General features: G+C 64.5%; 23 protein-coding genes. 12 read left to right on the top strand and 11 right to left on the bottom strand.

Annotation, left to right across the window (positions count from 1 at the left end; genetic code table 11):
- Nucleotides 1–281 precede the first annotated feature (281 nt).
- Both polA and CVM73_RS26150 read left to right on the top strand, forming a co-directional pair.
- Nucleotides 282–3,350, top strand: a complete 3,069-nt coding sequence (gene polA / locus CVM73_RS26155; RefSeq protein ID WP_100234704.1) for a DNA polymerase I — start codon at nucleotides 282–284, stop codon at nucleotides 3,348–3,350.
- Between the two features lie 146 nt (nucleotides 3,351–3,496).
- Nucleotides 3,497–4,132, top strand: a complete 636-nt coding sequence (locus tag CVM73_RS26150; RefSeq protein WP_100234717.1) for a LysE family translocator — start codon at nucleotides 3,497–3,499, stop codon at nucleotides 4,130–4,132.
- A 167-nt stretch (nucleotides 4,133–4,299) separates the two neighbouring features.
- Here CVM73_RS26150 and CVM73_RS26145 read toward each other — a convergent pair whose 3' ends face one another.
- Nucleotides 4,300–4,926, bottom strand: a complete 627-nt coding sequence (locus CVM73_RS26145; RefSeq protein WP_100234703.1) for a glutathione S-transferase family protein — start codon at nucleotides 4,924–4,926, stop codon at nucleotides 4,300–4,302.
- 172 nt (nucleotides 4,927–5,098) lie between these two features.
- Here CVM73_RS26145 and pyrE point away from each other — a divergent pair, with 172 nt between their 5' ends.
- Nucleotides 5,099–5,662, top strand: coding sequence for an orotate phosphoribosyltransferase (gene pyrE / locus CVM73_RS26140; protein WP_100234702.1), 564 nt, complete (start codon nucleotides 5,099–5,101; stop codon nucleotides 5,660–5,662).
- 247 nt (nucleotides 5,663–5,909) lie between these two features.
- A complete protein-coding gene (locus CVM73_RS26135) occupies nucleotides 5,910–6,689 on the top strand; it encodes a DUF2865 domain-containing protein (protein WP_167407064.1) in 780 nt (259 codons plus the stop codon).
- Nucleotides 6,690–6,819: 130 nt separating this feature from the next.
- Here the strand turns inward: CVM73_RS26135 and CVM73_RS26130 are convergent, their stop codons facing one another.
- The 6 genes from CVM73_RS26130 to CVM73_RS26105 all read right to left on the bottom strand — a co-directional run bounded on the left by CVM73_RS26130 (nucleotide 6,820) and on the right by CVM73_RS26105 (nucleotide 12,596).
- Entirely contained in the window at nucleotides 6,820–7,251 is a 432-nt protein-coding gene (locus tag CVM73_RS26130; protein ID WP_100234700.1) for a hypothetical protein, read from the bottom strand.
- Nucleotides 7,252–7,369: 118 nt separating this feature from the next.
- Entirely contained in the window at nucleotides 7,370–8,041 is a 672-nt protein-coding gene (pdeM, locus tag CVM73_RS26125) for a ligase-associated DNA damage response endonuclease PdeM (protein WP_167407063.1), read from the bottom strand.
- A gap of 53 nt (nucleotides 8,042–8,094) precedes the next feature.
- A complete protein-coding gene (locus CVM73_RS26120; RefSeq protein WP_100234698.1) occupies nucleotides 8,095–10,671 on the bottom strand; it encodes a ligase-associated DNA damage response DEXH box helicase in 2,577 nt (858 codons plus the stop codon).
- Between the two features lie 77 nt (nucleotides 10,672–10,748).
- Complete coding sequence (locus CVM73_RS26115) at nucleotides 10,749–11,114, bottom strand: nuclear transport factor 2 family protein (RefSeq protein ID WP_100234697.1); 366 nt, start codon at nucleotides 11,112–11,114, stop codon at nucleotides 10,749–10,751.
- Nucleotides 11,115–11,225: 111 nt separating this feature from the next.
- Complete coding sequence (locus CVM73_RS26110; RefSeq protein WP_027575148.1) at nucleotides 11,226–11,576, bottom strand: RidA family protein; 351 nt, start codon at nucleotides 11,574–11,576, stop codon at nucleotides 11,226–11,228.
- A gap of 96 nt (nucleotides 11,577–11,672) precedes the next feature.
- On the bottom strand, nucleotides 11,673–12,596 hold the full coding sequence (locus tag CVM73_RS26105) for a CE1 family esterase (protein ID WP_100234716.1): 924 nt from the start codon (nucleotides 12,594–12,596) through the stop codon (nucleotides 11,673–11,675).
- Nucleotides 12,597–12,804: 208 nt separating this feature from the next.
- Here CVM73_RS26105 and CVM73_RS26100 point away from each other — a divergent pair, with 208 nt between their 5' ends.
- Entirely contained in the window at nucleotides 12,805–13,806 is a 1,002-nt protein-coding gene (locus CVM73_RS26100) for a PAS domain-containing protein (RefSeq protein WP_100234715.1), read from the top strand.
- 625 nt (nucleotides 13,807–14,431) lie between these two features.
- On the opposite strand, the gene CVM73_RS41175 is transcribed toward CVM73_RS26100, so the two are convergent.
- A complete protein-coding gene (locus CVM73_RS41175) occupies nucleotides 14,432–14,668 on the bottom strand; it encodes a hypothetical protein (RefSeq protein WP_245452429.1) in 237 nt (78 codons plus the stop codon).
- A gap of 90 nt (nucleotides 14,669–14,758) precedes the next feature.
- On the opposite strand from CVM73_RS41175, the gene CVM73_RS26095 reads away from it, so the two are divergent.
- Both CVM73_RS26095 and CVM73_RS26090 read left to right on the top strand, forming a co-directional pair.
- Entirely contained in the window at nucleotides 14,759–16,426 is a 1,668-nt protein-coding gene (locus CVM73_RS26095) for a methyl-accepting chemotaxis protein (RefSeq protein WP_245452428.1), read from the top strand.
- Nucleotides 16,427–16,441: 15 nt separating this feature from the next.
- Complete coding sequence (locus CVM73_RS26090; RefSeq protein WP_100234695.1) at nucleotides 16,442–16,747, top strand: hypothetical protein; 306 nt, start codon at nucleotides 16,442–16,444, stop codon at nucleotides 16,745–16,747.
- A gap of 37 nt (nucleotides 16,748–16,784) precedes the next feature.
- Here CVM73_RS26090 and CVM73_RS26085 read toward each other — a convergent pair whose 3' ends face one another.
- Nucleotides 16,785–18,443 (bottom strand): FAD-binding dehydrogenase, encoded by a 1,659-nt coding sequence (locus CVM73_RS26085; RefSeq protein ID WP_100234694.1) that lies wholly within the window; start codon nucleotides 18,441–18,443, stop codon nucleotides 16,785–16,787.
- 275 nt (nucleotides 18,444–18,718) lie between these two features.
- Between CVM73_RS26085 and CVM73_RS26080 the strand changes: the two genes are divergently transcribed.
- The 5 genes from CVM73_RS26080 (at nucleotide 18,719) to CVM73_RS26060 (ending at nucleotide 23,191) form a co-directional block, all read left to right on the top strand.
- Entirely contained in the window at nucleotides 18,719–19,240 is a 522-nt protein-coding gene (locus tag CVM73_RS26080) for a Clp protease/crotonase-like domain-containing protein (protein WP_167407062.1), read from the top strand.
- A gap of 109 nt (nucleotides 19,241–19,349) precedes the next feature.
- Nucleotides 19,350–19,544, top strand: coding sequence for a hypothetical protein (locus CVM73_RS26075; RefSeq protein ID WP_100234693.1), 195 nt, complete (start codon nucleotides 19,350–19,352; stop codon nucleotides 19,542–19,544).
- Between the two features lie 23 nt (nucleotides 19,545–19,567).
- Nucleotides 19,568–20,158 (top strand): SCO family protein, encoded by a 591-nt coding sequence (locus CVM73_RS26070; RefSeq protein WP_100234692.1) that lies wholly within the window; start codon nucleotides 19,568–19,570, stop codon nucleotides 20,156–20,158.
- A gap of 251 nt (nucleotides 20,159–20,409) precedes the next feature.
- Nucleotides 20,410–21,345 carry an ABC transporter substrate-binding protein gene (locus CVM73_RS26065; protein WP_100234691.1) on the top strand — a complete coding sequence of 312 codons (936 nt, stop codon included), beginning with the start codon at nucleotides 20,410–20,412 and terminating at the stop codon, nucleotides 21,343–21,345.
- A gap of 202 nt (nucleotides 21,346–21,547) precedes the next feature.
- Nucleotides 21,548–23,191 (top strand): lysine--tRNA ligase, encoded by a 1,644-nt coding sequence (locus tag CVM73_RS26060; RefSeq protein WP_100234690.1) that lies wholly within the window; start codon nucleotides 21,548–21,550, stop codon nucleotides 23,189–23,191.
- A 162-nt stretch (nucleotides 23,192–23,353) separates the two neighbouring features.
- On the opposite strand, the gene CVM73_RS26055 is transcribed toward CVM73_RS26060, so the two are convergent.
- Complete coding sequence (locus CVM73_RS26055) at nucleotides 23,354–24,106, bottom strand: carbonic anhydrase (RefSeq protein WP_100234713.1); 753 nt, start codon at nucleotides 24,104–24,106, stop codon at nucleotides 23,354–23,356.
- Between the two features lie 125 nt (nucleotides 24,107–24,231).
- A complete protein-coding gene (locus CVM73_RS26050; RefSeq protein ID WP_100234689.1) occupies nucleotides 24,232–24,888 on the bottom strand; it encodes a S24 family peptidase in 657 nt (218 codons plus the stop codon).
- Nucleotides 24,889–25,107: the final 219 nt, after the last annotated feature.

Below are 25,107 nucleotides of genomic sequence, written 5' to 3'. Positions count from 1 at the left end.
CCGTCGCTCTTGCACTCAACACCAGGCCTCGGAAGACCCTGGGCTGGAAAACACCGGCAGAAACTCTCGACGAATTGCTGCGGGTGAGCGATACACAAGGTGTTGCGACGACCGGTTGAAGTCGCCCAGTATTCCAGAGACAGTCGTTGTCGACCGATGGGCCGCGGCGTACTGGATTCCCCGGTCAAGCCGGGGAATGACAGTGGGGATAGCGGCGCCAGCAAGCCAAAAATCCCTCTCCCAAGGCTGTCAAAGCCCGCAAAAATCCATACATTGCGGCCATGCCCAAAACCTCATCGAAGACCACCGCCAAAGCTGACACCAAGGCCGCGCCGAAAGCTGCCGAGACCAAGCCCGCTGCTGCCAAATCTGCTGCCAAACCGGTTGCGGCGAAGGCGGCTGGGAAGGGCGATCATGTGTTCCTGGTCGACGGTTCCTCCTACATCTTCCGCGCCTATCACGCGCTGCCGCCGCTGAACCGCAAGTCCGACGGGCTTCAGGTCAATGCCGTGCTCGGCTTCTGCAACATGCTGTGGAAGCTGCTGCGCGACATGCCCGAGGACAACCGGCCGACGCATCTGGCGATCATCTTCGACAAGTCGGAGATCACCTTCCGCAACAAGATCTATCCCGAGTACAAGGCGCACCGGCCGCCGGCCCCGGATGATCTGATCCCGCAATTCGCACTGATCCGCGAGGCGGTGCGCGCCTTCGACCTGCCCTGCCTGGAACAGACCGGCTTCGAGGCCGACGATCTCATCGCGACCTACGTGCGACAGGCCTGCGAGCGCGGCGCGATCGCCACCATCGTGTCCTCCGACAAGGATTTGATGCAGCTCGTCACCGACTGCGTCACCATGTACGACACCATGAAGGATCGCCGCATCGGCATATCAGAGGTGATCGAGAAGTTCGGCGTGCCGCCGAACAAGGTGGTCGAGGTGCAGGCGCTCGCCGGCGATTCCACCGACAACGTGCCCGGCGTGCCCGGCATCGGCGTCAAGACCGCGGCGCAATTGATCACCGAATATGGCGATCTCGACCAGTTGCTGTTCCGCGCCGGCGAGATCAAGCAGCCCAAGCGGCGAGAGGCGCTGCTCGAGAACGCCGAGAAGGCGCGGATCTCGCGGCAGCTCGTGCTGCTCGACGACAAGGTCGACCTCGAGGTGCCGCTGGACGACCTCGCGGTCCACGAGCCCGACGCGCGCAAGCTGATTGCCTTCCTGAAGGCAATGGAATTCACGACGCTGACGCGGCGCGTCGCCGAATATGCGCAGATCGATCCTGCCAACGTCGATGCCGATCCCGGCTACGCGAAGGGCGCGAGCGTATTCTCGCCGCTGCCGCCCTCGGACGTCGTGCCCGCACCAGGGGCCGGCACACCGGCGCGGACCGCGCGCAACAAGTCGGCGGGCAAGGAGGACAAGGCTGCGAGCCCGAAGGGTGCGCCGATCTCGCTCGCCGCCGCACGCGAAGAGGCGCTGCGCAAGCTTCCGGTCGACCGCGGCAAATACCAGACCATCAAGACGCTCAACGAGCTCAACGCCTTCATCGCGCGCATCCACGATGCCGGCCACGTCGCGATCGAGATGAGAGCCAACTCGATCGATCCGATGCAGGCCGATCTTTGCGGCATCGCGCTGGCGCTGGCGCCGAACGAGGCCTGCTACGTGCCGCTGGCGCACAAGCAGTCCGGCGGCGGCGCCGGCCTGTTCGATGCCGGCCTCGCGCCGGACCAGGTCAAGCATGACGACGCGCTGCAAGCGCTGCGGCCGGTGCTGGAATCGTCAGGCATCCTCAAGATCGGCTTCGACGTCAAGTTCACCGCCGTGATGCTGGCGCAGCACGGCATCACCCTGCGCAACATCGACGATGCGCTTCTAATCTCCTACGTGCTCGATGCCGGCCGCGGCTCGCATGCGCTGGAATCGCTGTCCGAGCGCTGGTTCGGCCATGCCATGCTGAAGGAAAGCGAGCTGCTCGGCAGCGGCAAGGGCAAGATCACCTTCGACCAGGTGCCGATCGACAAGGCCGCGCCACTATCGGCGGAGGGCGTCGACATCGCCTTGCGCGTCTGGCGCGTGCTGAAGCCGCGTCTGATCGCCGAGCACATGAGCGCTGTCTACGAGACCCTGGAGCGGCCGCTGGTCTCGGTGCTCGCACGCATGGAGCGGCGCGGCATCTCGATCGACCGCCAGGTGCTATCGCGCCTCTCCGGCGACTTCGCCCAGACCGCAGCGCGGGTCGAGGCAGAGATCCAGGAGATCGCGGGCGAGCCGGTCAATGTCGGCAGCCCCAAGCAGATCGGCGACATCCTGTTCGGCAAGATGGGACTATCAGGCGGCACCAAGACCAAGACCGGCGCGTGGTCGACCACCGCCCAGGTTCTGGACGAGCTCGCCGAGCAGGGCCACGACTTCCCGAAGAAGATTTTGGAGTGGCGCCAGGTCTCCAAGCTGAAATCGACCTACACCGACGCGCTGCCGACCTATGTCAATCCGCAGACCCACCGCGTGCACACCACCTATGCGCTGGCCGCGACCACCACGGGCCGGCTGTCATCGAACGAGCCGAACCTTCAGAACATTCCGGTGCGCACCGAGGATGGCCGCAAGATCCGCCGCGCCTTCGTCGCGACACCCGGGCACAAGCTGGTCTCCGCCGACTATTCACAGATCGAGCTGCGATTGCTCGCCGAGATCGCCGACATCCCCGTGCTGAAGCAGGCCTTCCGCGACGGGCTCGACATTCACGCCATGACCGCGTCGGAAATGTTCGGCGTGCCGATCAAGGGCATGCCGAGCGAGATCCGCCGCCGCGCCAAGGCGATCAATTTCGGCATCATCTACGGCATCTCGGCGTTCGGCCTCGCCAACCAGCTCGGCATCGCGCGCGAGGAGGCCTCCGCCTACATCAAGAAATATTTCGAGCGCTTCCCCGGCATCCGCGCCTATATGGACGAGACGCGCGACTTCTGCCGGAACCACGGCTACGTCACCACGCTGTTCGGCCGCAAGTGCCACTACCCCGACATCAAGGCCTCCAACGCCTCGGTGCGCGCCTTCAACGAGCGCGCCGCGATCAACGCCCGGCTCCAGGGCACCGCGGCCGACATCATCCGCCGCGCCATGACGCGCGTGGAGGATGCGCTGGTCGCGAAGAAGCTGTCGGCGCAGATGCTGCTGCAGGTGCATGACGAATTGATCTTCGAGGTGCCGGACGACGAAGTCGAGGCGACGCTCCCCGTCGTGCAGCACGTGATGCAGGACGCGCCGTTCCCGGCCGTGCTGCTGTCAGTGCCGCTACATGTGGACGCGCGCGCCGCGACCAACTGGGACGAGGCGCACTAAGGCTGCCTCTTCACCTCTCCCCGTAAGAACGGGGCGAGGGAGCCCAGCGGCTCAAGACGAGAGTTGAATTGTCCTCCGAGCAATTGCGCGATGGCGACGCGATCCCGCGCATATTAGAACCGGCGCATCTCCCGCCCTGGTTCACCATGCCCCACACCTCCGCCCTGCTCGGCTTCGCCCTCGTCTGCCTCGGCCTCGTGCTCACGCCGGGGCCGAACATGATCTATCTGATCTCGCGCTCGATCACGCAAGGCGCCGCGGCCGGCATCGTCTCGCTCGGCGGCGTCGCGCTCGGCTTCGTGTTCTACATGCTGTGCGCGGCGTTCGGCATCACGGCGCTGCTGCTCGCCATTCCCTTCGCCTATGACGCGCTGCGCTTTGCCGGCGCTGGATACTTGCTGTGGCTCGCCTGGCAGGCGGTGAAGCCGGGCGGGCGTTCGCCGTTCCAGGTGAGAAAGCTCGCGATCGACAGCCCGCGCAAATTGTTCGCGATGGGCTTCGTCACCAATTTGCTCAATCCGAAGATCGCGATGCTGTATCTGGCGCTGCTGCCGCAGTTCATCGATCCCGCCGCCGGCAGCGTGCTGGCGCAGTCGGTGGTGCTGGGGGCGATCCAGATCGCCATCAGCGTCAGCGTCAATGCGATGATCGCGCTCGCGGCCGGATCGATCGCGCTGTTCCTGGCGAACCGGCCGAGCTGGATGCTGGTGCAGCGCTGGCTGATGGGCACGGTGCTGGCCGGCCTCGCGGTGCGGATGGCAGTCGAAGCGAAGAAGGTTTAGCGGACGCCGCGAACCACCCCCTCCGTGTCCCGGACGCGCTGCAGCGCTCTTGCGCTGCTGCGCAGAGCCGGGACCCAACAGAAGGCTAAGAACGAGATCGCAGGGGCATGGGCCCCGGCTCTGCGCCGCATCGCTACGCGCTGCGTCGCGTCCGGGGCGCTGGCCGGCTAATCCAGCTTCGCCTCCATGCCCCGCTTCACCGCCGGCCGCGCCATCAGGGCCTCGTACCAGCGCTTGACGTTGGGGAAGTCGGCCAGATCAACCTTGTGGCGAGGGTGGCGCCAGGCCCAGCCCAGGATGGCAAAATCGGCAATCGAAAGCTCGCCGGCGACGAAGTCGCGCCCCTCCAGGCGGCGATCCAGCACGCCGTAAAGCCGGCGCGTCTCCGCCATGAAGCGCTTCAAGCCGTAGGCGCGGTCCTGCTCGTTCTCCAAAGCGATGAAATGGTGCACCTGGCCCGGCATCGGGCCGAACCCGCCCATCTGCCACATCAGCCATTCGTAGACGGGGATCCGCTGGCCAAGCGACTTCGGCAGGAATTTGCCGGTCTTTTCGCCGAGATAGAGCAGGATGGCGCCGGATTCGAAGATGCTGACGGGCTTGCCCTCGGGCCCTTCGGGATCGACGATCGCGGGAATCTTGTTGTTGGGAGAGAGCTTGAGGAACTCGGGCGCCATCTGCTCGCCCTTGGTGATGTTCACCGGAATCACCTTGTAGGGCAGCCCCATCTCCTCCAGCGCGACCGAGATCTTGCGTCCGTTCGGCGTGTTCCAGGTGTAGAGCTCGATCGTCATTCCCATTTCCTTCCCAAGAGGCTTGCCCCCTCAACTACTCCAGAAGGTTGCGCCCTCACAACCGGCGGACCGGGATGGCCGATCCCTGTTGACGGGAAACAACCCCTCTGGAATGTCGCGGCTGTGCCGGATAAATTCCGCCTCCACCAAAGACGCTGTTCGAGGGACCGCCGTGTCGAAATCCGCCTCCCGCGCCCGACTGTTCGAAATCATCCGCCGGCGCTCATTCGGCCGCGGCGAGGTGACGCTCGCGTCGGGCCGCAAGAGCGATTTCTACTTCAACCTCAAGCCGACCATGCTCGACCCCGAGGGAGCGACGCTGCTCGCCGAGCTGACTTACGAAGCGCTCAAGGACGACCAGCTCGATTTCATTGGCGGGCTCGAGATGGGCGCGGTGCCGCTCGCCGGCGCTCTGGCGCAGATCTCCTGGATCAAGGGCCATCCGATCGCGGCCTTCTTCGTGCGCAAGAAGCCGAAGGAGCATGGCGCCAAGCTCGCGATCGAAGGCCTGCCCAAGGGCGAGACGCTGGCGGGCAAGCGTGTCGTGATCGTCGAGGACGTCACCACCACGGGCGGCTCGGCGATGAAGGCGGTGGAATCGGTGCGCGAGACCGGCGCCGATGTCGTGCTGGTGCTGACCATGGTCGATCGCGAGGAAGGCGCCACCGACACGTTCGGTGCGGCCGGCCTGCCGTTCCGCTCGCTGTACAAGGCGTCGGAATTCTTGAAGGCTTGAGGCGGCGGAACATCCTCCGCTGTCATGCCTCAGTGTGCCCCGGAAGCAACCATCCGTCCAAAGCTGCGCCCGGCCTCAAAGAGGCCACCGCCTCGTCTTGAAACCGCCTCCGCGCAACTGCTCATTTACCATCCCGCTTTATGGTGAATCGTGTGCTGAGGCCTCTCGGTCCCAGCCGGTTCAGTTGCGTCGGGTGGAGTAAGCATTGCGTACAGTCATGTCCCATGCGCGCCGGCGGCGTCGCGCGATGATTGTGGCCGCCATCCTGACAGCGCCGCTGCTGGCGACCCCGGCGCCGGTTTCGGCCGAAGGCTTGTTCGATTTCCTCTTCGGCGGCATGCAGCAGCAGCGGCCGCAGCGCGAGGTACCGCAGCAGGCGAGCCCCTACGCCGATCCCTTCACCGGCCAGCAGAATGCGGCAAACCCGCAATATGTGCCGCCGACCCGCTCGGCGGCGGCCGGCGGTTCGGGCCCGGCCTTCTGCGTGCGCAGTTGCGACGGGAAATACTTTCCGCTGATGCGCGGCCTCGCCTCGCCCGCACAGATGTGTCAGGCGTTCTGTCCCGCCAGCCCGACCAAGATCTATTTCGGCTCGTCGATCGACGGCGCCTATTCGCAGACCGGTGAGCGCTACGCCGACAGCGAGAACGCGTTCGCCTATCGCAAGGCACTGCGCGCCGACTGCACCTGCAACGGCCGTGAGCCGGTCGGCCTCGCCCCGGTCGATCTTGCGCTGGATTCCTCGCTGAAGGCCGGTGACGTGATCGCCACCACCGACGGCCTCGTCGCCTATACCGGCATCCGCGTCGGCAACGACCAGGCTGCGGAATTCACCCCGGTCGCCTCCTATCCCGGCCTCACCGCCCAGGTCCGCGCCCGCCTTGGCGAGATGAAGGTGGCGCCGGTGCGGGCCGAGACGGTGTCGGCAGATGCCCCGGCTTCGACCGAGATCGTGCGTGAGGCGCTGCCGGATGTGACGGTGCCGAAGACGACGGCGAAGCCGGCGAAGCGGGCGGGATTGGATTAGCTCAGTTTCGTGTCCCGGACGCGGCGCGGCACGGAGTGCCGCGACGCCGAGCCGGGACCCAGCTCTTCTGGGCCCCTGCTCTGCAGCGCACCGCTGAAGAAGCGCTGCGCTGCGTCCGGGGCACGAGAGCTCACCTGCCGATGATCACCCCGATCACGTTCGGGGCTGCCAGATATTTCTCCTCGATCGCCGCGCGCGCAGCGGCGCGGTTTTCCGGCGTCAGGAGGCCGCGCTTCTCGGCCAGGATCATCCAGCAAAAGCCCCACCAATCGGTCAGCATGCCCGCTTCGTCGACGAGGTCGTAACCCTGCTCGGCCGCGAAGATGCGCGCATGCGCCTCATCCAGGGTGTCGAGAAACAGATGGTCCTCAGTCGAGAACAGATCGTCGCTGATGTCATCGATGGTGTAGCCCCAGATCGACTGGCACACCGCGTTGAACTCGCGATCGAACTGGTCGTCATCGACGGCATAGCGCCGGGCCGCCTGATGCAGCCGCGACAGCGAGCGCGCGAAATCGGCGATCCGGGTGAGGGCAAACTGGTCGAAGGCAATGGTGGACATGTAGTCCTCGCATAGTCGGACAGACGCTAGATATTGTGTCGGCGACGCACCGAATCACAATGATATATCAAAGACTTGCTAAATTGTTCTTAATTTGTTCCAAGGCGCGACCGACGCCTCAATAGCAGCGCGAGGCCGCAATGGCGTGGACGCGGCGGTCGCCGAGGAGATGGGCGACAAAGCCGTTCTTCGGAAAGATCCTGGCGAAGGCAGCGTCGCGGATGCTGAGGCCGCCGGCATAGGCGCCGAAGGCGGGCATCACGGCACGCATCCCGTCACTGACGAAGCAGCGGCGCTCCATCGAGCGACCGCGCGCGGAGACGCGCGCCTTGGGATGGAGATGGCCGGCGACCTCGCCGGGTGCGCCGGTCGGCTCGTGGCGGAAGGTGATCGGGCCGATCGCGACTTCGTCGGCAATGGTGCCGCCGAGATCGCGCGGCAGCATGGGATCGTGATTGCCCGAGATCCAGATCCAGTCGCGGCCGGTCTGGAGTGCGGCCACCGCATCGCGGTCCTCGGCCGACAGGCGCTCATGCGCAGTGCGGTCGTGAAAACTGTCGCCGAGCGCGATGACGATGCGCGGATTGTGGCGGGAGATGACAGCAGCGAGCCGGTCGAGCGTCGCGATGGTATCGTAAGGCGGCAGCAGCACGCCGCGCGTCGCGAAGCTCGACCCCTTCTCCAGATGCAGGTCGGAGACGACGAGCAGGCGCTGCTCTTCCCAGAACAGGGCGCCGGAGAGATCGGCGGCGAAGGTCACATCGCTGATGGTGACTCTTGAAACGCGCATGTGCTCGACATCCCCTGAAACCAGCGCGCCTGCCGTCACGTCAAAACCTGCTCTTATCCCATCGCCTCTTTAACGAGCTCGTCGGCGGCTTCCGCCAACAGCTCGTCTGCGGCTTCGCCATAAACTGACTCGCGGCCGATTTCCAGCATCACGGGCACCGCGAGCGGAGAGACGTGGTCGAGTTCCCGGTGGGTGATGCGGCCCTGGATGCGCATCAGCATGTCGCTGAGACGGCGCAGGTCGAGCAGGCCGGTGGCGGCATCGGCACGCGCGGCGCGCAGCAGGACGTGATCGGCTTGGTGCTTGCGCAGGACGTCATAGACGAGGTCAGTCGAGAACAGCACCTGACGGCGGCTCTTATCCTCGTCGGTGAAGCGGCGCTCGATCAGGCCGGAGATCAGCGCGCAATTGCGGAAGGTGCGCTTCATCAGCGCGGATTCGGCGAGCCAGGCTTCGAGATCATCGCCGAGCATGTCAGGGGCGAACAGCTCGTTGAGATCAAGCCGGCCGTCGCGGATCATGAAGGAGGCATCGCCGAGGCCCCAGATCGCCACCGCATATTCATTGGCGACGAAGCCGAGCGGCCGGGCGCGCATCCGCTCCAGCCGCCGCGTCAGCAGCATGCCGAGCGTCTGGTGCGCGAGCCGGCCCTCGAAGGGATAGCAGATCAGGTATTGCTTGTTGCCGCGCGGAAAGGTCTCGACCAGCAGCTCGCGGACACCGGGCACGCGCGAGACGTCCTTTTGCAGCGACAGCCAGTCGCGCACCTGCTCCGGCAAGCCGCCCCAGGCGCGCCCGTCATCGAGCAGCCGGCGGACGCGCTCGGCAAGATACGTCGAGAGCGGAAACTTGCCGCCCATGTAGGACGGCACCTTGGGGTCCTTGTCGTTGGCACGGGAGACGTAGACCTGATCCTCGGCCAGCGCCTCGTAGCGCACGACCTCGCCACCGAACACAAACGTGTCGCCGGCGGTCAGGCCCTCGATGAAGTATTCCTCGATCTCACCGAGCACGCGGCCGCCGCGCGCGATCGCGCCGGTCGATCCGCTGCCGGTGGAGCGACCGCGCACCAGCCGTACCTTCAGCATGTCGTCCTCGACGATGGTGCCGACATTCAGCCGGTAGCTCTGCCGCACCTTGGGATTGGCGACGCGCCAGCGGCCTTCCTTGTCCTGCTTGATGCGGGCGAAGCGCTCATAGGTCTTCAACGCATAGCCGCCGGAGGCGACGAAATCGACAACGTCGTCGAAATCCTGCCGCGACAGGTTTGCATAGGGCGCGGCGGTGCGGACTTCGCCATAGAGCTCGTCCGAGAAGAAGGGCTCGCCGCAGGCGCAGCCGAGCACGTGCTGGGACAGCACGTCGAGCGCACCTAGGCGCAACGGCGGCGTGTCCTGCGCGTTCTCGGCAATGGCATCGATGGCGACGCGGCATTCCAGCACCTCGAAGCGGTTGGCCGGCACCAGCACGGCGCGGGAGGCTTCTTCGAGACGGTGATTGGCGCGGCCGATACGCTGCATCAGGCGCGAGGAGCCCTTGGGCGCGCCGATATTGACCACGAGATCGACGTCGCCCCAGTCGACGCCGAGGTCGAGCGAGGAGGTGCAGACCACGCCGCGCAGGCGACCCGCCGACATCGCGTCCTCGACCTTGCGGCGCTGGGCGACGTCGAGCGAACCGTGATGCAGTGCTATTGCCAAGCCATCGTCATTCATGCTCCAGAGATTCTGGAACAGCATCTCGGCCTGGCTGCGGGTATTGACGAAGACCAGCGTGGTCTTGTTGGCCTTGATCAGCTCGTAGATCTCGGGGAGCGCGTGGCGTGCGCTGTGGCCGGCCCAGGGCAGCCGCTCGCGCGTATCGAGCATCTCGACCACCGGCGGCGCGGCACCGCCGGCAATGACGATGTCGGCAGCGGCTTCCCTGCCGTCGGGCTGCGGCACCAGGAAGCGCGCGAGCTGATCCGGCTCGGCCACGGTCGCCGACAGGCCGATCGCGCGCATCTGCGGCGCGAGGCGCCAGAGCCGCGCCAGCCCGAGCGAGAGCAGATCGCCGCGCTTGGACGTCACCAACGCATGCAGCTCGTCGAGCACGATGCGCTTCAGGGAGGAAAACAGGAACGGTGCGTCGTCGGAGGACAGCAGCAGCGCAAGCTGCTCGGGCGTCGTCAGCAACACGTCCGGCGGATAGCGCCGCTGCCGCTGCCGCCGCGACACCGGCGTGTCGCCGGTGCGGGTCTCGACCTTGATCGGCAGCGCCATCTCGGCGATCGGCCGTTCCAGATTGCGCGCGATGTCGACGGCGAGTGCCTTGAGCGGCGAGATGTAGAGGGTGTGGAGACCGCCGCTGCGTTGCACGCTGCGGCCGGTGCAGACGAGGCTTTGCCTCCCGCCCGCCTTCCGGTCGGCCGCGTCGGTCGAAAGCTCCACCAGGGTCGGCAGAAATCCCGCCAGCGTCTTGCCGGCGCCGGTCGGCGCGATCAGCAGCGCGCTAGCGTCCTCGCGCGCCTTCTCCAGCAGCGCCAATTGATGCGCGCGCGGCGACCAGCCGCGGGCTGCGAACCAGGCCTGGAAGCGATCCGGCAGCAGCGCGGCCGGCTCGGCCGATGTTTGGAGGATACGGGGCGGCACGGCATGACAGGTAAGCCGCAGGAGTGGATTCGTCGAGGGGTGGCCCTCCCCGCCTGCGGCGAGAAGGGCAAGAGGTCTCACACTCCAGCCGGCACTTGGTCCAGAAACCCGGTCACGCTTCTGATCCGGCCGTCCTTCAGCACGGCGAAATCGGTACCCTTGATCGGGCTGTCGGCGCCGTCAGGACCAAGTCCCCACGAAAAGCGGATGTGATCGCCGTAGCCGTTGGGCTCGCCGATCAGCTTGAATGTGAAATCGGGAAAGCGCTGCTGCACGCCGGCGATCAGCGCCTCGATGCCGTCCCGGCCGTCGCCCTTCATCACGGGATCGACATAGCTCGCATCCGTCGTCCAGCTTTCGCTGAGCAGCTCGCGGCGGCGCTCGGCTGTGCGCTCGTTCCAGAGCTCGATGTAGCGGCGGGCGATTGTGACGGGATCGGTCATGATGCTCTCCTTCGATGGCGCCGTGTTGTCCGGCTGACCTGACTATCGAAGGTTCACGCGCGTTGATCGATTACCTCGGAGGTCATCAACGCGCGTGAAGTTCTCGCGAAATCACTTCGCCGCCGTCACCATGATCTCGACGGTGTATTGCGGGGCCGCCAGCTTGGCTTCGACGGTGGCGCGCGCCGGGGTGTTGCCAGGCGACACCCAGGCGTCCCACACCGCATTCATCTCGCCGAAGGTCTTCATATCGGTGATGTAGATCGTGGCCGACAGCAGCTTCGACTTGTCGGTGCCGGCCTTGGCGAGGTGGCCGTCGATGGTCGCCAGGATGTCCTGGGTCTGCTTCGTCACGCTTTCGCCGGCCGCCTTGTTGGCGACGACGCCGGCGAGATAGACGGTGTTGCCGTGCACGACGACCTGGCTCATGCGCGGGCCGGTTTCAAAACGCTGAATGCTCATCTGGGATCTCCTGGTGGAATGGCGGCCCTGTCTAGCCCAGCGGTTTGCGGTGTGCCACCCCTGCCACGCATGCATTGCCTGGCACGCATGCGTCGTTCACGGAAACTGACTGAAGAACGTCCAGATCGTTTCGGCGCCGTCGATGTCGCCGTTTTGCGATCCAAGCAGGCTCCTGGCAACCTTCGGGAAGCGGGCATCCGGAGCGAAGCCGGGCATGCGGTGGCCGCCGTGGTTGATGCGATAGAGCACGACGTCGTGCCCAGTCGGACAGCGCGAGCCGATCCGTGTCACTGTGGACTGGTCTGCGGACGCCCTGTCGGGCATATCGGTCACCCCGGCGTCATCGGTCTCACAGCCGTTGAGCCTGCGCCAGAACGCCAGCGTCTCGTCCGTCGACCAGAATCCGTCTGCGGCGAAATAGCTCGATCCGCGCCCGCCCTCATAGGGGACCAGCGGGTCGGCGGTCCCGTTCATGAGCAGCATCGGCAGCGGCCGCGACGGATGACAGGTGACGGCGGCTTCATCGGTGAGGTTCATGATCAGACTCGCAGCTGCCACGAACAAATCGGCGCGCGCGCAGGCCATGGTCATCGCCATGGCGCCGCCATTGGAGACACCCGCGACGAAGACGCGCTTCGCATCGGCCGTGCCGTCGGCCACCAGCTTCTCGACGAGCTTTGCGATGAAGGCGATGTCATCGGTACCCGCCGGGGGACCACGCAGGGCAGGCCCCGCCTTGGTTCGCGCGTCCGCCCATGCATTGTTGAGCCCGTCCGGAAAGACCACGGCCAGGTCCTCGCGCTTTGCCACCTGCGGCCAGGCCGTCCGCGTGATCATGTCGGCGCCGCGCTGGGTCTTGCCATGCAGTACGATCACGAGCGGCGCGGGCCGCTTGGCCGGCAGTTGCGCGGTGTAGGAGCGCTTCACCCCGTTGACGTCGATCGTATCGGCCCTTGCAGAAGAGAAGCAGCAGATCACCGCCAACCAGAGCAGGGCAACGTGCAAGGCGGGTCGTATCATCCAGACCATGATCGATACCATCGATGGCATTTAGCCGCTTCGACGCAGGTGACCAAGTTCAAGATCTCGGCGCGACCTTCAACCGCATGTACATAACGCCCGATTGCACAAATATTTTGCAGTCATCGCGAATTGAGCTTCGTCAACGAGCGGAAGTGAGATAGGCTGCAATTGGGAGTTGAGATTAATTTTCACGACGGGGGCTGAATTGCGCCACCTGGAAAACTACCTCGACCCTTCGGAGATACTTCGTTTTTTTGAAGAAAAATTTGGGACTGGTATCTGGCGCTGCGATGCAGAAGGTCGGATGCAGTGGTCGCGTGGCTTCTACGACCTGCTGGGCCTCGATCCCAACGCCGTCGCCCCCAGCTATGCGGAAATCGAGAGACGAATTCATCCGGAGGATCGCCGCCCGCAGTGCGATCCACGCGAATTGGCCTTCGATCGATCTTTGCTCGAAGGCGAGTTTCGCATCATTCGGCCGAACCACGCACTGCGCTGGCTCCGTGTCCAGACCGAGACGTTCTTGAACTCCGCCGGCGAGCCGGAATGCGTGCTCGGCGCCGCCATCGACATCACTGAGCAACGCAGATCGCAGCCTCTCAAGACAGATGCGGGTCGCTACGCGGCGCTGACGCAGGTCGCAGGCGGATTGCTTTGGGTCGGCAGTCAGGACGGTCGGATTACCGCGCTCTTGAACGCCGAGAACAAGCCGGACGCGCACCGATTCTTCGGCAAAGGCTGGCTCGATCTGCTTCCCGAAGAGGAGCGCGAAACGGCCTTGCGGAGCTGGGCGACTGCCGCTGAAACGGGACAGCCCTACGACGTCGAGCATCGGCTGCGCCAGTCCGACGGCTCCTACCGCTGGTACCATTGCAGAGCTGTGCCGGTCGCGGATGCGGGTGGCGGTATTCGGGAGTGGTTGGGAATCTCCACGGACGTGCACGAGGAGCGACGCTCGACCCAACACGTGGCGACGTCGAGGCTGACGGGTGCGCAATTGCGCGCGGCTCGCGGGATGCTGAACTGGTCGGTGAAACAGCTCGCCGCGCGAACCGGGATTTCTGCTGCCGTGATTCGCCGGCTTGAGGAGCAGAACGGTTTCCTGCGCCTGCCCGACGAGACATTGACCAATCTTTGCGCCACGCTCTCATCGGCGGGCATCGAGTTCATCTTTGGAGCCGGGAAACCCGGCGTGAGGCCACGATAATCGTCAACTGGCCAATCGCAGCCGCCATCGATCTTTGCGGAGATCGAGCCGAGATCGAGTCCGCTCCTCACCAGTCTTGATGTTGGCGCAGCGCTTTGTCGATTGAGCGACAAGAAAATCGTGACAGGCGTTGCACTTTGATTCCAGCCTACAGACAGCGCTCAATTTTTGCGCGTTTGAGAGGACGTCGCGAGCAAATTTTTCTTAATGTCGAAATAAGCAATTTTGGTCACCTTGTTCGCACACGTCAAAGTCAGAGCCGGGAAGACGTAAAACTGACGGTAGTCGCGGGGTAACGGGGCCCGCATCGTCGGCCGGATTGATCGAGCGGTGCGCGCTTCGATCTATTCGGGCTCGTTGCCAGCCGGGCGCGCCAATGCTGCCGCGACTGGAGTGGTGGGGTACCGCGATCTGGTCATGTCAGGCGATCGTATCGATCTGGGGCATCGTCCACGCGAATTTTCATGCAACGTCTTAGGCCATAGCGGCCATAGCTGCGGAGTATTTGCAAATGTCCTCTTATTTCAGATTTCGTATCGGTGGCCGGTTGATCGCAGGATTTGCTGCCGTCTGCGCCATCATCGCGCTTTCCGTCGGCTACACCATGTTCGAGGTCGGGCGCATTTCAACGACGGTCAATCGCATGACGAACCTGCGCACGCCAGTTGCGCTGGCGAGCACCGAGCTGGTCGGCAATCTCTATTCCACGCTCGCGACCCTGCGCGGCTATTTGCTCAGCGGGAATCCGCAAGGCAAGCTCGATCGCATTTCGATGTGGAAGGAGATGGATAGGACAATGGCCGCGTTCGACGAGCAGGCGGCGCAGTTCACCAATCCAGAGAACAAGCAGAAGTGGGAGCAAGCCAAGCTGTTGCTCGCCGAGTTTCGCGCGGCGCAGGACAAGGCCGAAGCGATCGCTTTCACTCCCGACGCCTTTCCCGCGACCAAGCTCTTGATCAGCGAGGCCGGCCCGCGCGCAGAGGTGATTTTCTCCGAGATCACGAAGATGATCGATCAGGAGGAGGCACAGGAAGCCGCGCCAGAACGGAAGAAATTGCTCAAGGCGATGGCGGACACGCGTGGCAATTTTGCCGCGGCCATGGCCCAGCTCCGGATGTATCTGCTCTCGGGCGAAAAGACCGACAACGAAAAATTCGTGAGGCCGTGGGAGGCGTTTGAGAAAGGCTATACCGGAGTCAATGCGCGAAAGGACCTGCTTACTGCCTCGCAACAGGCGTCCTTCGATAAGATCGCAAGGGCGAAAGGCGAGTTGGCGCCCCTCCCTGAAAGGATCTTCGCGCTTCGCGAGTCTCCGGACTGGAATGCACCGGTTCATCTGCTGGTGACCGAAGCGGCGCCGCGCGCTGCAAGGATTCTCGACCTGCTCGACGGGCCCAAGGGTATCGACGGCACCCGCTCGGGAGGCATCAAGTCCAATCAAAAACGGATGCTTGCCGAGGAGACGCGGGGCGTGCAGGATAGTATCTCGCTGCTGAAGCTGGTCCTGTGGAGTCTGTTGGCCGCGGGAGTTGGCCTTGGCGGGACAATCGCATTGTTCACGTCCCGCTCGATAGCCGCCCCGATCCGGGGAATGACCTTTGCCATGGGCAAGCTCGCCGGCGGCGACACCTCTATGAACGTTCCCTGCGTGGGCCGCACCGACGAGGTCGGCGAGATGGCCAATGCGGTTCAGGTGTTCAAAGACAACATGATTGAGGCTGATCGTCTGCGCGCCGAGCAGTCGCAAATGGAGGCTCGCGCGGCCGCTCAACGCAAGGCCGACATGCACAGGCTGGCGGGTCAATTCGAGGACGCGGTCGGCGACATCGTGAAGACGTTGTCGTCCTCGTCGACCGAGCTTGAAGCGGCGGCCCGGACGCTGAGCAAGACCGCGGAGAATACCCAGGAGCTCTCCAGCGTCGTCTCTGCCGCCTCCGAGGAAGCGTCGACCAATGTCCAATCGGTTGCCTCCGCCACCGAGGAGATGAGTTCGTCGGTGACCGAAATCAGCCGCCAGGTGCAGGACGCTGCCAGAATTGCCGGCGCAGCGGTGGAGCAGGCGCACAGGACCAATGATCAGGTCAACAAGCTGTCGCAGGCGGCCACCCGCATCGGCGACGTCGTCGAGCTCATCAACACGATCGCGGGGCAGACCAATCTGCTGGCTCTGAACGCCACGATCGAAGCGGCGCGAGCCGGCGAAGCGGGGCGCGGCTTTGCCGTGGTTGCGTCCGAGGTCAAGGCGCTGGCCGAACAGACGGCGAAGGCGACTGGAGAGATCGGTCATCAGATTGCCGACATTCAAGCCGCCACCCAGGAATCGGTGGTTGTGATCAAGGAGATCAGCGGAACAATCGGCAGGATCTCGGAGATTTCCTCGGCGATCGCATCGGCAGTCGAGGAGCAGGGAGCGGCAACGCAGGAGATTGCCCGCAACATTCAGCAGGCGGCGCAAGGCACCGACCAGGTCGCAGCCAACATCAGCGATGTGAAGCAGGGGGCAGCGGAGACTGGTTCGGCTTCAACCCAGGTGCTTGCCTCGGCGCAAATGCTTTCGAAGGACAGCGCGCGATTGCACTCAGAGGTCGAGCAGTTCCTGACCACGGTGCGCGCCGCCTGACCCGGAGGGAACGCGATGGTCGATCGAATCACGCAAGAAGCGTTGACGGACACGCTCGATAACGTCATCTCGTTGCCGCTCGGCCAAACCAGCCTGGTCGCCAACATCTGGAGGGACTGCAAATCGCTGCGGCAAGGCATCTTGACGATGCAGCAATGTCTCGGGGCGCTCGGCGACCTTGTCCGAAATCTCGATGACAGACCGGGGGAGGCCGACCGACTTCGAGTCCACATGACCGAGCTGAACGAGCTGTTGTCTCTGCGACTCGATCAGCTCTTGCTGACCGAACGCCTGTTGCAGGAGATGCTTCGCCGCGGCTGAGGCCGGTGCGCCGCCGTGCACCGGCCAGCCCCGTCGTTCACCCCACCGCCTTGGCGGCGGCCCGTCCCGCATTGCGGCCCGAGAACAGGCAGCCGCCCAGGAAAGTCCCCTCCAGCGAGCGATAGCCGTGCACACCGCCGCCACCGAAGCCGGCGGCTTCGCCGACGGCGTAGAGACCGGGAATGACGCTGCCCTCTTCCCCGAATACGCGGGACTCGAGATCGGTCTCGAAGCCGCCCAGCGTCTTGCGGGTGAGGATGTTGAGCTTCACCGCGATCAGCGGCCCATGCGCGGGATCCAGGATGCGGTGCGGAGAGGCGGTGCGGATCAGTCTGTCGCCGATGTAGCGGCGCGCATTGTGGATGTTCATGACCTGCGCATCCTTGACGTAAGGATTGGCGATCTCGCGGTCGCGCGCCTCGATCTGCATCTTGATGTGCTCGAGCTTGAGGAGATCGCTGCCGGCGAGCTTGTTCATGGCCGCCACGAGCTCATCGAGCTTGTCGCGGACGATGAAGTCGACACCATGGCTTTTGAACGCCTCCACCGGCGCAGGCGCGCCTTTGTTGGTCGCGCGGCGCAAGGTCATGCGCCAGCTCTTGCCGGTCAGATCGGGGTTCTGCTCCGAACCCGACAGCGCAAACTCCTTCTTGATGATGCTCTGGGTCAGGATGAACCAGGAATAATCATAGCCGGTCGACATGATGTATTTGAGCTGGCCGAGCGTGTCGGAGCCGGGGAACAGCGGCGCCGGCAATCGCGTGCCTGTTGCGTCGAACCACATCGAGGAGGGGCCGGGCAGGATGCGGATGCCGTGGCGCGGCCAGATCGGCGACCAGTTCTGAATGCCTTCGACATAATGCCACATGCGGTCGCGGTTGATCAGCCGCGCGCCGGTCTTCTCGGTGATGCCGATCATGCGGCCGTCGACATGCTCGGGCACGCCGGAGATCATGAATTTCGGGGGATCGCCGAGCCGCTGCGGCCAGTTCTGCCGCACCAGCTCGTGGTTGCCGCCGATGCCGCCCGAGGCGACGATCACGGCCTGCGCCTTCAACGCAAACTCGCCGACCACGTCGCGCGAGGAGCTCTTGCCGCGCTCGATGGTGTCAGGGGCGAGGATCGTGCCGCTGACGCCGTCCACGGTGCCATTGGTGACGGAGAGCGCATCGACGCGATGGCGGAATTTGAAGATCAATCGGCCAGTCTTCATCGCCTCGCGCGCGCGGCGCTCGAACGGCTCGACGATGCCCGGCCCGGTTCCCCAGGTGACGTGAAAGCGCGGTACCGAATTGCCGTGGCCCATCGCGTCATAGCCGCCGCGCTCGGCCCAGCCGACCACCGGGAAGATGCGGTGGCCCATCGCGCGCAGCCAGCCGCGCTTCTCGCCGGCCGCGAACGCCACATAGGCCTCGGCCCATTGGCGCGGCCAGAAATCCTCGTCGCGGTCGAAGCCGGCGGTGCCGAGCCAGTCCTGCATCGCGAGCTCGTAGGAATCCTTGATGCCGAGCCGGCGCTGCTCCGGCGAATCGACCAGGAACAATCCGCCGAACGACCAGAACGCCTGGCCGCCGAGCGACTGCTCGCCTTCCTGGTCCACGACGATCACGCGCTTGCCCGCGTCGGCGATCTCGGTGGCAGCAACGAGGCCCGACAGTCCCGCGCCGACCACGATGACGTCCGTCTCTTCAGCCATGCGTTCCCCCTCCATGAGTTCCCCCGGTAATTGCCCGGATTGAAGCCAGCGGTTGTAACTGAGATCAAGGGCGTGGCGGGTAAGACCCCATTAACTTGTTCCACCTTGGGATAGAGACCGGCCAAAAGACAGGCCAGGTGCAGCGCGGACGCAACACTGGACTTGAATTTGTTTTGCGCCAGCCGGCCTGCCTAGACAAAACCTTGGTTACGACAGACGCTAGTCGTGCATCACCACCTGACACGCAGATTCGAATTCGACTGGGGCGGGGGACAATGAAGTTTCTGACGGGGTTGCTTGCGGCGGTTCTCTTGATCGCGGGCATGGGGGCTTCTCACGCGGTGGTTCGTATCGCGGATGACCGCGGCGGCCGGATTGGAACCTACGTCGACAAATACCAGGACCTCAGGCAATCAGGCGAAACCGTCATCATCGACGGCCTCTGCGCCTCGGCCTGCACCATCGTCCTCGGCGCCATCCCGCACGATCGGATCTGCGTCACCTCGCATGCGACGCTCGGCTTCCACGCCGCCTGGGACTTCGGTTCCAACGGCCGCGCCATTACCAATCCCGAAGCGACCCAGATGCTCTATGCGATGTATCCCTCGCAGGTGAGGCGCTGGATCGGCCAGCGGGGCGGGCTTACCCCACGCATGCTCTTCCTGAGGGGCAAGCAGCTCGAGGCCATGTACAAGCCCTGCTACCTGGACGCGCAGGCCTCGACCACAAGGCCGTCGCGCCGATCACTCCCACAAGCGGAGCAGCTCGAATCCGCTCGGGGCCAGCTTCTCCACTGATATTCTCAGCCTGACGGCGTCTTTTGCGCCTCCGGCGGCGTCTTGCCCGCAGGCGGCGCAAGGCCTATCTGAAAGCCAGGGAACCGGGACCTTCGTCCCGATCGTTGTCATGGCTCAACCACTGCATCCGGCGCATCGGCTATCGGACAATTCGCCCACTGCCGGCCGGATGTCATCCGTGCTGCTGTGGGCTGGCGCGGCAATTGGCGGTCTCGTCGTGATCGGCGCGCTGGCGCTCTGGTTCCACTATGGCAGCCAGGTGTTCTTCGAAATGATCAGGACCGGCTTTGCCGCCTGCTTCTGACCTGCGACAGGAAGTTTCCGCCCATGAGCCCCGCCGCCCGTCCGCTGGTGATCGCGACCGCCTTTGCCGCAAGCCTCATTGTCGGGCTCCTGATCATGTTCTGGGCCATGGGCGGGGTCAACAAGGTGGCGCAGCCGGCCGCGATCGGCGGCCCGTTTCAGCTGACCGACCAGAACGGCAAAGCCGTCACGGACAAGAGCCTCAAGGGCAAGCCGACCCTGATCTTCTTCGGCTACACCCATTGCCCCGACGTCTGCCCAACCTCTCTGTTCGAGATCTCGGAAGTGCTGCGCGCAATGGGCAAGGATGCCGACAAGATCAATGCCGTCTTCATCTCGGTCGATCCCGAGCGCGACACACCGGCGGCGATGAAAGACTATCTGTCGAGCTTCGATCCGCATCTCGAAGGCCTGTCCGGCGATCCCGCCGAGACCGCCAAGGTCGTCACCTCCTACCGGGTCTATGCCAAGAAGGTCCCGACCAAGGACGGCGACTACACCATGGACCATACCGCGCTGGTCTACCTGATGGACCGCGACGGGAGGTTCGTCTCGCCGTTCAATTTGAAGCGGACGCCGGAAGAGGCCGCGGCCGAGCTGAAGCGGTATCTCTGAGGGCCTGGCTTAGGCAGTGCTTCCACATCGTCATGGCCGGGCATAGCCGTCCTAAGGACGGCGTCGCTTCCGCTCGCCTATGTCCCGGCCATCCACGTTCTTGGGCGAGGTGAGAACGTTCGTGGATGCCCGGGACAAGCCCGGGCATGACGGCTTAGAGGCCTTTACCACCCCACATTCCGCACTCGCGTTCCCGCCGGGATGGTCTATAAGGCCCTCCGATCTCAACGAAATTCGTTCATTTCCGGCCAATGGCTCCATCGCAACAGGCGAAATCGTCTAAATCTGCCCGGGGCTTGCTGCTTGGGCTGGCTGTTGCCGTCTGCCTGCTCGCGGGCCTGTCCGGCGCAAACGCGCAGGCCCCCGCCAAGCGGCCACCCGCGGCGCCCCAGGCGACGCCGCAAACTGTACCTCAGGCCGCTCCGCAGGCCGTGCCCGGGTTCTGGGACCCGCGCCGGCGGCCGGAGCGGCCGGACCTGTCGCGCCTGACCGTGATCCGCTTTCTGACCGAGACCGACTATCCGCCGTTCAACTTCACCGGCGCCGACGGCAATCCGGCAGGCTTCAACGTCGACCTCGCCCGCGCGCTTTGCGAGGAGATCAAGGTGACCTGCACGGTGCAGATGCGCCGCTTCGAGACGCTGGTCGACGCGCTCACCTCCAACCGGGGCGATGCCATCATCGCCTCGATGGCGGTGAGCGCGCAGCTTCGCGCCCGCGTCGATTTCACCGATCCCTATTACCGGGTGCCGGCGCGCTTCGTCTCGCGCAAGGATGCGGTGATGCCGGAAATCCGCCCCGAATATCTCGAGGGCAAGAAGGTCGGCGTCATCGCCGGCTCCGCGCATGAGGCGTATCTCAAGGCGATGTTCACCGACGCCGAGCTGCATGCCTATCCCAGTGACGATGCGATGCGCGCAGCGTTACGCAGGGGCGAGGTCGATTTCATCTTCGGCGACGCCATCTCGCTGGCGTTCTGGATCAACGGCACCGATTCCGGCGATTGCTGCGCCTTCTCCGGCGGTCCCTTCGTCGAGAGCCGCTTCTTCGGTGAAGGCATCGGCATCGCCGTGCGCAAGGGCAACGACGTGCTGCGCCAGGCCCTGAACTGGGCCATGTTCCGCGTCTGGGAAAAAGGCCGCTATACCGATCTGTGGCTGCGCTATTTCTCGGTGAGCCCGTTCTAGCGTCGATCGTCATTCCGGGGCGCGCGAAGCGCGAACCCGGAATCTCGAGATTGTTGAATTGTCATTCCGGGATGGACCGAAGGACCAGACCTGGAATCTCGAGATTCCGGGTTCGATGCTAGCGCATCGACCCGGAATGACAACAACCGTTCTTTTGCATTCTGCCCGGAAATCGCTATTTTCCGCGGCCCGGAGGCCCCTGATGTCCGTTATCGATCTTGCCGCGAACCCGAGCGACCTGCGTGCGCTCGCCGAACAATCCAACGCCTGGCCGTTCGAGCAGGCGAAGGCCATTGTCGCGCGGCTGAAGAAAAGCCCGAAGGACGAGGTGCTGTTCGAGACCGGCTACGGGCCGTCAGGCCTGCCGCATATCGGCACGTTCGGCGAGGTCGCGCGCACCTCGATGGTGCGCCATGCCTTCCGCGTGCTGACCGAGGACAAGATCAAGACGCGCCTGCTCGCCTTCTCCGACGACATGGACGGTTTTCGGAAAGTGCCGGACAACGTCCCCAACAAGGAGATGCTGGCTGCACATCTCGGCAAGCCGCTGACGCGGGTGCCGGATCCGTTCTCCAACGAGCACCCGTCGTTCGGCCACCACAACAATGCGCGGCTGCGCGCCTTCCTCGATCATTTCGGCTTCGACTACGAGTTCGCGAGCTCGACCGACTACTACACGTCCGGCCGCTTCGATGCGACGCTGCTGAAGATGCTCGCCGCCTACGACAAGGTGATGGAAATCATCCTGCCGACGCTCGGCCCCGATCGCCGCGCCACCTATTCGCCGTTCCTCCCCATCAGCAAGACCACGGGTGTCGTGCTGCAGGTGCCGATGATCCGCCGCGATGTCGCTGCGGGCACGGTGACCTATGTCGATCCCGATACCAACCAGGAAGTCGAGACATCAGTCACCGGCGGCAACGTCAAGTGTCAGTGGAAGGCCGATTGGGCGATGCGCTGGGTCGCGCTCGGCGTCGACTACGAGATGGCCGGCAAGGACCTGATCGATTCCGTGAAGCTCTCCGGCGCGATCGCGAAGGCGCTCGGCGCCACGCCGCCGGAAGGCTTCAACTACGAGCTCTTCCTCGACGAGAAGGGTCAGAAGATCTCGAAGTCGAAGGGCAACGGCCTCACCATCGACGAATGGCTGCGCTACGCCTCGCCGGAATCGCTGTCGCTGTTCATGTACCGCGAGCCGAAGGCGGCCAAGCGGCTGTATTTCGACGTCATCCCGCGCAACGTCGACGACTACCAGCAATTCATCGACGGCTTTCCGAAGCAGGACGGCAAGCAGCAGCTTGGCAATCCGGTCTGGCACATCCACAACGGCAAGCCGCCGACGGGCGACATGCCCGTCACCTTCCAGCTGCTGCTCACGCTGGTGTCATCGTCGAACGCGGAGAACGCCGAGACGCTGTGGGGTTTCATTGGCCGCTATCGTCCCGGCGTGAGCCCGCAGACGCATCCCAAGCTGGACGCGATGGTCGGCTATGCCATCAACTACTATCGCGACTTCGTCGCGCCGACGAAGCAGTTCCGCGTGCCGACGGACAGCGAGCGCGCCGCGCTCCAGGATCTGCGCGATGCGCTGTCGCAGCTTCCGCAGGAGGCATCGGCGGAAGACATCCAGAACGTCGTCTACGAGATCGGCCGCCGCGAGCCGTTCCTCGACCAGGTCAAGAAGGGCAAGGACGGCCGCCCCGGCGTGACGCTGGACTGGTTCAACATGCTCTACCAGGTCCTGCTCGGCCAGGAGAAGGGCCCGCGCTTCGGCTCCTTCGTCGCGGTGTATGGCGTGCAGAACGCGGTGAACATGATCGACGGCGCGCTGGCGCGGAGTGCGTAGATCATTCTCACTGTCATCGCCCGCCTTGTGCGCAATTGCGCACTGGGGCGGGCGATCCAGTATTCCAGAGCAGTCGTTATAGAGTAGAGAGGTCGCGGCGTACTGGATTCCCCGCCTTCGCGGGGAATGACATCGAGCCAGACAGCGACGTCGCAGAGTGACTCAAATCGACCGCAGCACGTAGCGCCGGTTGTCCTTCTGCACCGGGCGCGCGTTCATCGGATAGAGCTTTGCGAACGCGGCGACGTCGGCACTGGCGACCTGGATCGGGTCGGTCAGCAGCAGCCATTCGACGGTCTCCGAGCAGGGCGGCGTCGTCAGCGAGCCGGGATAGCGGAAATAGCTGAGCTTCGGTGGCAGCATGGCGTGGGGATCGATGGTCGCATCCGCCTTCACCGCGGGTCCTTCCGCCGCCGGCATGGTCTTGACGATCTTGCCGAAGGCCGCGTTCGGCCTGCCCTCGGTCATCAGCACACCGACCACGGCGAGCCCGCCGGCCTCGTTGCGATGGACGAAATGCGCCTCCATCGGAAAATTCTTGCCGCCGATCATGTGCTCGCTCGGCCGGTGAAAGTGCACCTGAAGCAGCTTGTACTTGACGTTACCGAGAAGAAGCGTGCTGCCTTCGGCAAAGTTGAGCTGGATCGTGTGCCCGTTGTTGACGATGGTGTCGGCGCTCTTGCCCCAGTTCAGCTTCAGGACCGGCAATTGCGACTTGATCGTCGCCTCGATGTCGATCGGCGATTGTTGCAGGCCGACCGTGCAGGCCTTGTTGGCCGCGTCGAGATCGCCCCATTTGGCTGGGCCGCCGGCGCCCTCATAGCTCCAATGCGTGCCCTCGGCTGCGAAGCCCGGCTTGCACAACGGACAAAGCGCGAGACCTGCCAAGGCCTTCAATGCGTGACGGCGATTCATCATATTCCCCCTGCGATGAATTTGGTCGGCAACAGGTGCGCAACCTATGCGAGAGGGGCGGTGAGTCGCAAGGTCGCGGCGGACAAAACGCGGCCCGGCTGATGTCGGGCGCCTGGTCACGACAATCACTGGCTTGCCCACAGGATCCGCGCAATCCACGCCACATCGCCCGCGGCCATGGCGCATTCGGCCTGTGTCCCATCGAGCGGCTCGAGCTCCAGCGCCCTTGCGGTGCGGCGCTTCAGCGTCGCGACCGTCATCTCGCCCGCCTTGCTCCTCACCACGACGCGATCGCCTTTGCGGATCGGCGCGCCGGGTGAGACGAGGACGATGTCGCCGTCGCGATACACAGGCGCAAGCGCATCGCCGGAAATCTCCAGCGCAAACGTGTGGCGGTCCTCGGTGGTGGGAAGCGCGATCTCGGTCCAGCCCCTGCCGGATGGAAGGCCGGCCTCGTCGAAAGCGCCGCTCGTCCCCGCCTGCGCGAAGCCGAGCAGCGGCACCGAACGGCCGTCGCGCACGCCGTCGTCGTCAATCAACTTCGCAAAGCTGTCGATCGAGGCGTCGGCCGCGGCCAGCGCCTTTGCGATCGATTCGGTCGAGGGCCAGCGCTCGCGGCCGTCGGCGGTAACGCGCTTGGACCTGTTGAAAGTGGTGGGGTCGAGCCCGGCACGCTTGGCAAGGCCGGACGGCGACAATCCGGCGCGCGCCGCCAGCCGATCCAGCGCGGCCCAGATCTGGTCGTGAGTCAGCATCCTCTGCGCTTTGGCCTGTTTGACCATGGAAGGTCCAGCCCGTCGCAACTCAGGAAAACTGTCCTCAAATCAACCGGTTTTCCGTTTTTTGCGCAAGAGGCGACGAGGAAAGCGTTTTCAAGCGAGGCGGGGCATCGGTTCGCGTCAAGAAAACACGTCAAAACAGCAATCTGGAGCCCCGTTCCGATTTCATCGGACCGGAAAAGGCTCTAGGTCTTGAGTTCGGAAGGGACGGCCTTTACGGTC

The organism is Bradyrhizobium forestalis, from assembly GCF_002795245.1.
In the GTDB taxonomy this organism is placed as follows: Bacteria; Pseudomonadota; Alphaproteobacteria; order Rhizobiales; family Xanthobacteraceae; genus Bradyrhizobium; species Bradyrhizobium forestalis.
This window is presented reverse-complemented; position numbering and strand designations above follow the sequence as displayed.

Bases quoted from the DNA above. Each gene is read 5' to 3' on its own strand.
- CVM73_RS26115 (WP_100234697.1), bottom strand. From the start codon at position 11,114: ATGACCGATCCCGTCACAATCGCCCGCCGCTACATCGAGCTCTGGAAC.
- CVM73_RS26050 (WP_100234689.1), bottom strand. From the start codon at position 24,888: ATGGTCAAACAGGCCAAAGCGCAGAGGATGCTGACTCACGACCAGATC.
- CVM73_RS26145 (WP_100234703.1), bottom strand. From the start codon at position 4,926: ATGACGATCGAGCTCTACACCTGGAACACGCCGAACGGACGCAAGATC.
- CVM73_RS26070 (WP_100234692.1), top strand. From the start codon at position 19,568: ATGAGCCCCGCCGCCCGTCCGCTGGTGATCGCGACCGCCTTTGCCGCA.
- CVM73_RS26075 (WP_100234693.1), top strand. From the start codon at position 19,350: ATGGCTCAACCACTGCATCCGGCGCATCGGCTATCGGACAATTCGCCC.
- CVM73_RS26150 (WP_100234717.1), top strand. From the start codon at position 3,497: ATGCCCCACACCTCCGCCCTGCTCGGCTTCGCCCTCGTCTGCCTCGGC.
- CVM73_RS26130 (WP_100234700.1), bottom strand. From the start codon at position 7,251: ATGTCCACCATTGCCTTCGACCAGTTTGCCCTCACCCGGATCGCCGAT.
- CVM73_RS26060 (WP_100234690.1), top strand. From the start codon at position 21,548: ATGTCCGTTATCGATCTTGCCGCGAACCCGAGCGACCTGCGTGCGCTC.
- CVM73_RS26055 (WP_100234713.1), bottom strand. From the start codon at position 24,106: ATGAATCGCCGTCACGCATTGAAGGCCTTGGCAGGTCTCGCGCTTTGT.
- CVM73_RS26085 (WP_100234694.1), bottom strand. From the start codon at position 18,443: ATGGCTGAAGAGACGGACGTCATCGTGGTCGGCGCGGGACTGTCGGGC.
- CVM73_RS26135 (WP_167407064.1), top strand. From the start codon at position 5,910: ATGATTGTGGCCGCCATCCTGACAGCGCCGCTGCTGGCGACCCCGGCG.
- CVM73_RS26080 (WP_167407062.1), top strand. From the start codon at position 18,719: ATGAAGTTTCTGACGGGGTTGCTTGCGGCGGTTCTCTTGATCGCGGGC.
- pdeM (WP_167407063.1), bottom strand. From the start codon at position 8,041: ATGCGCGTTTCAAGAGTCACCATCAGCGATGTGACCTTCGCCGCCGAT.
- CVM73_RS26065 (WP_100234691.1), top strand. From the start codon at position 20,410: ATGGCTCCATCGCAACAGGCGAAATCGTCTAAATCTGCCCGGGGCTTG.
- CVM73_RS26090 (WP_100234695.1), top strand. From the start codon at position 16,442: ATGGTCGATCGAATCACGCAAGAAGCGTTGACGGACACGCTCGATAAC.
- polA (WP_100234704.1), top strand. From the start codon at position 282: ATGCCCAAAACCTCATCGAAGACCACCGCCAAAGCTGACACCAAGGCC.
- CVM73_RS26105 (WP_100234716.1), bottom strand. From the start codon at position 12,596: ATGATACGACCCGCCTTGCACGTTGCCCTGCTCTGGTTGGCGGTGATC.
- CVM73_RS26110 (WP_027575148.1), bottom strand. From the start codon at position 11,576: ATGAGCATTCAGCGTTTTGAAACCGGCCCGCGCATGAGCCAGGTCGTC.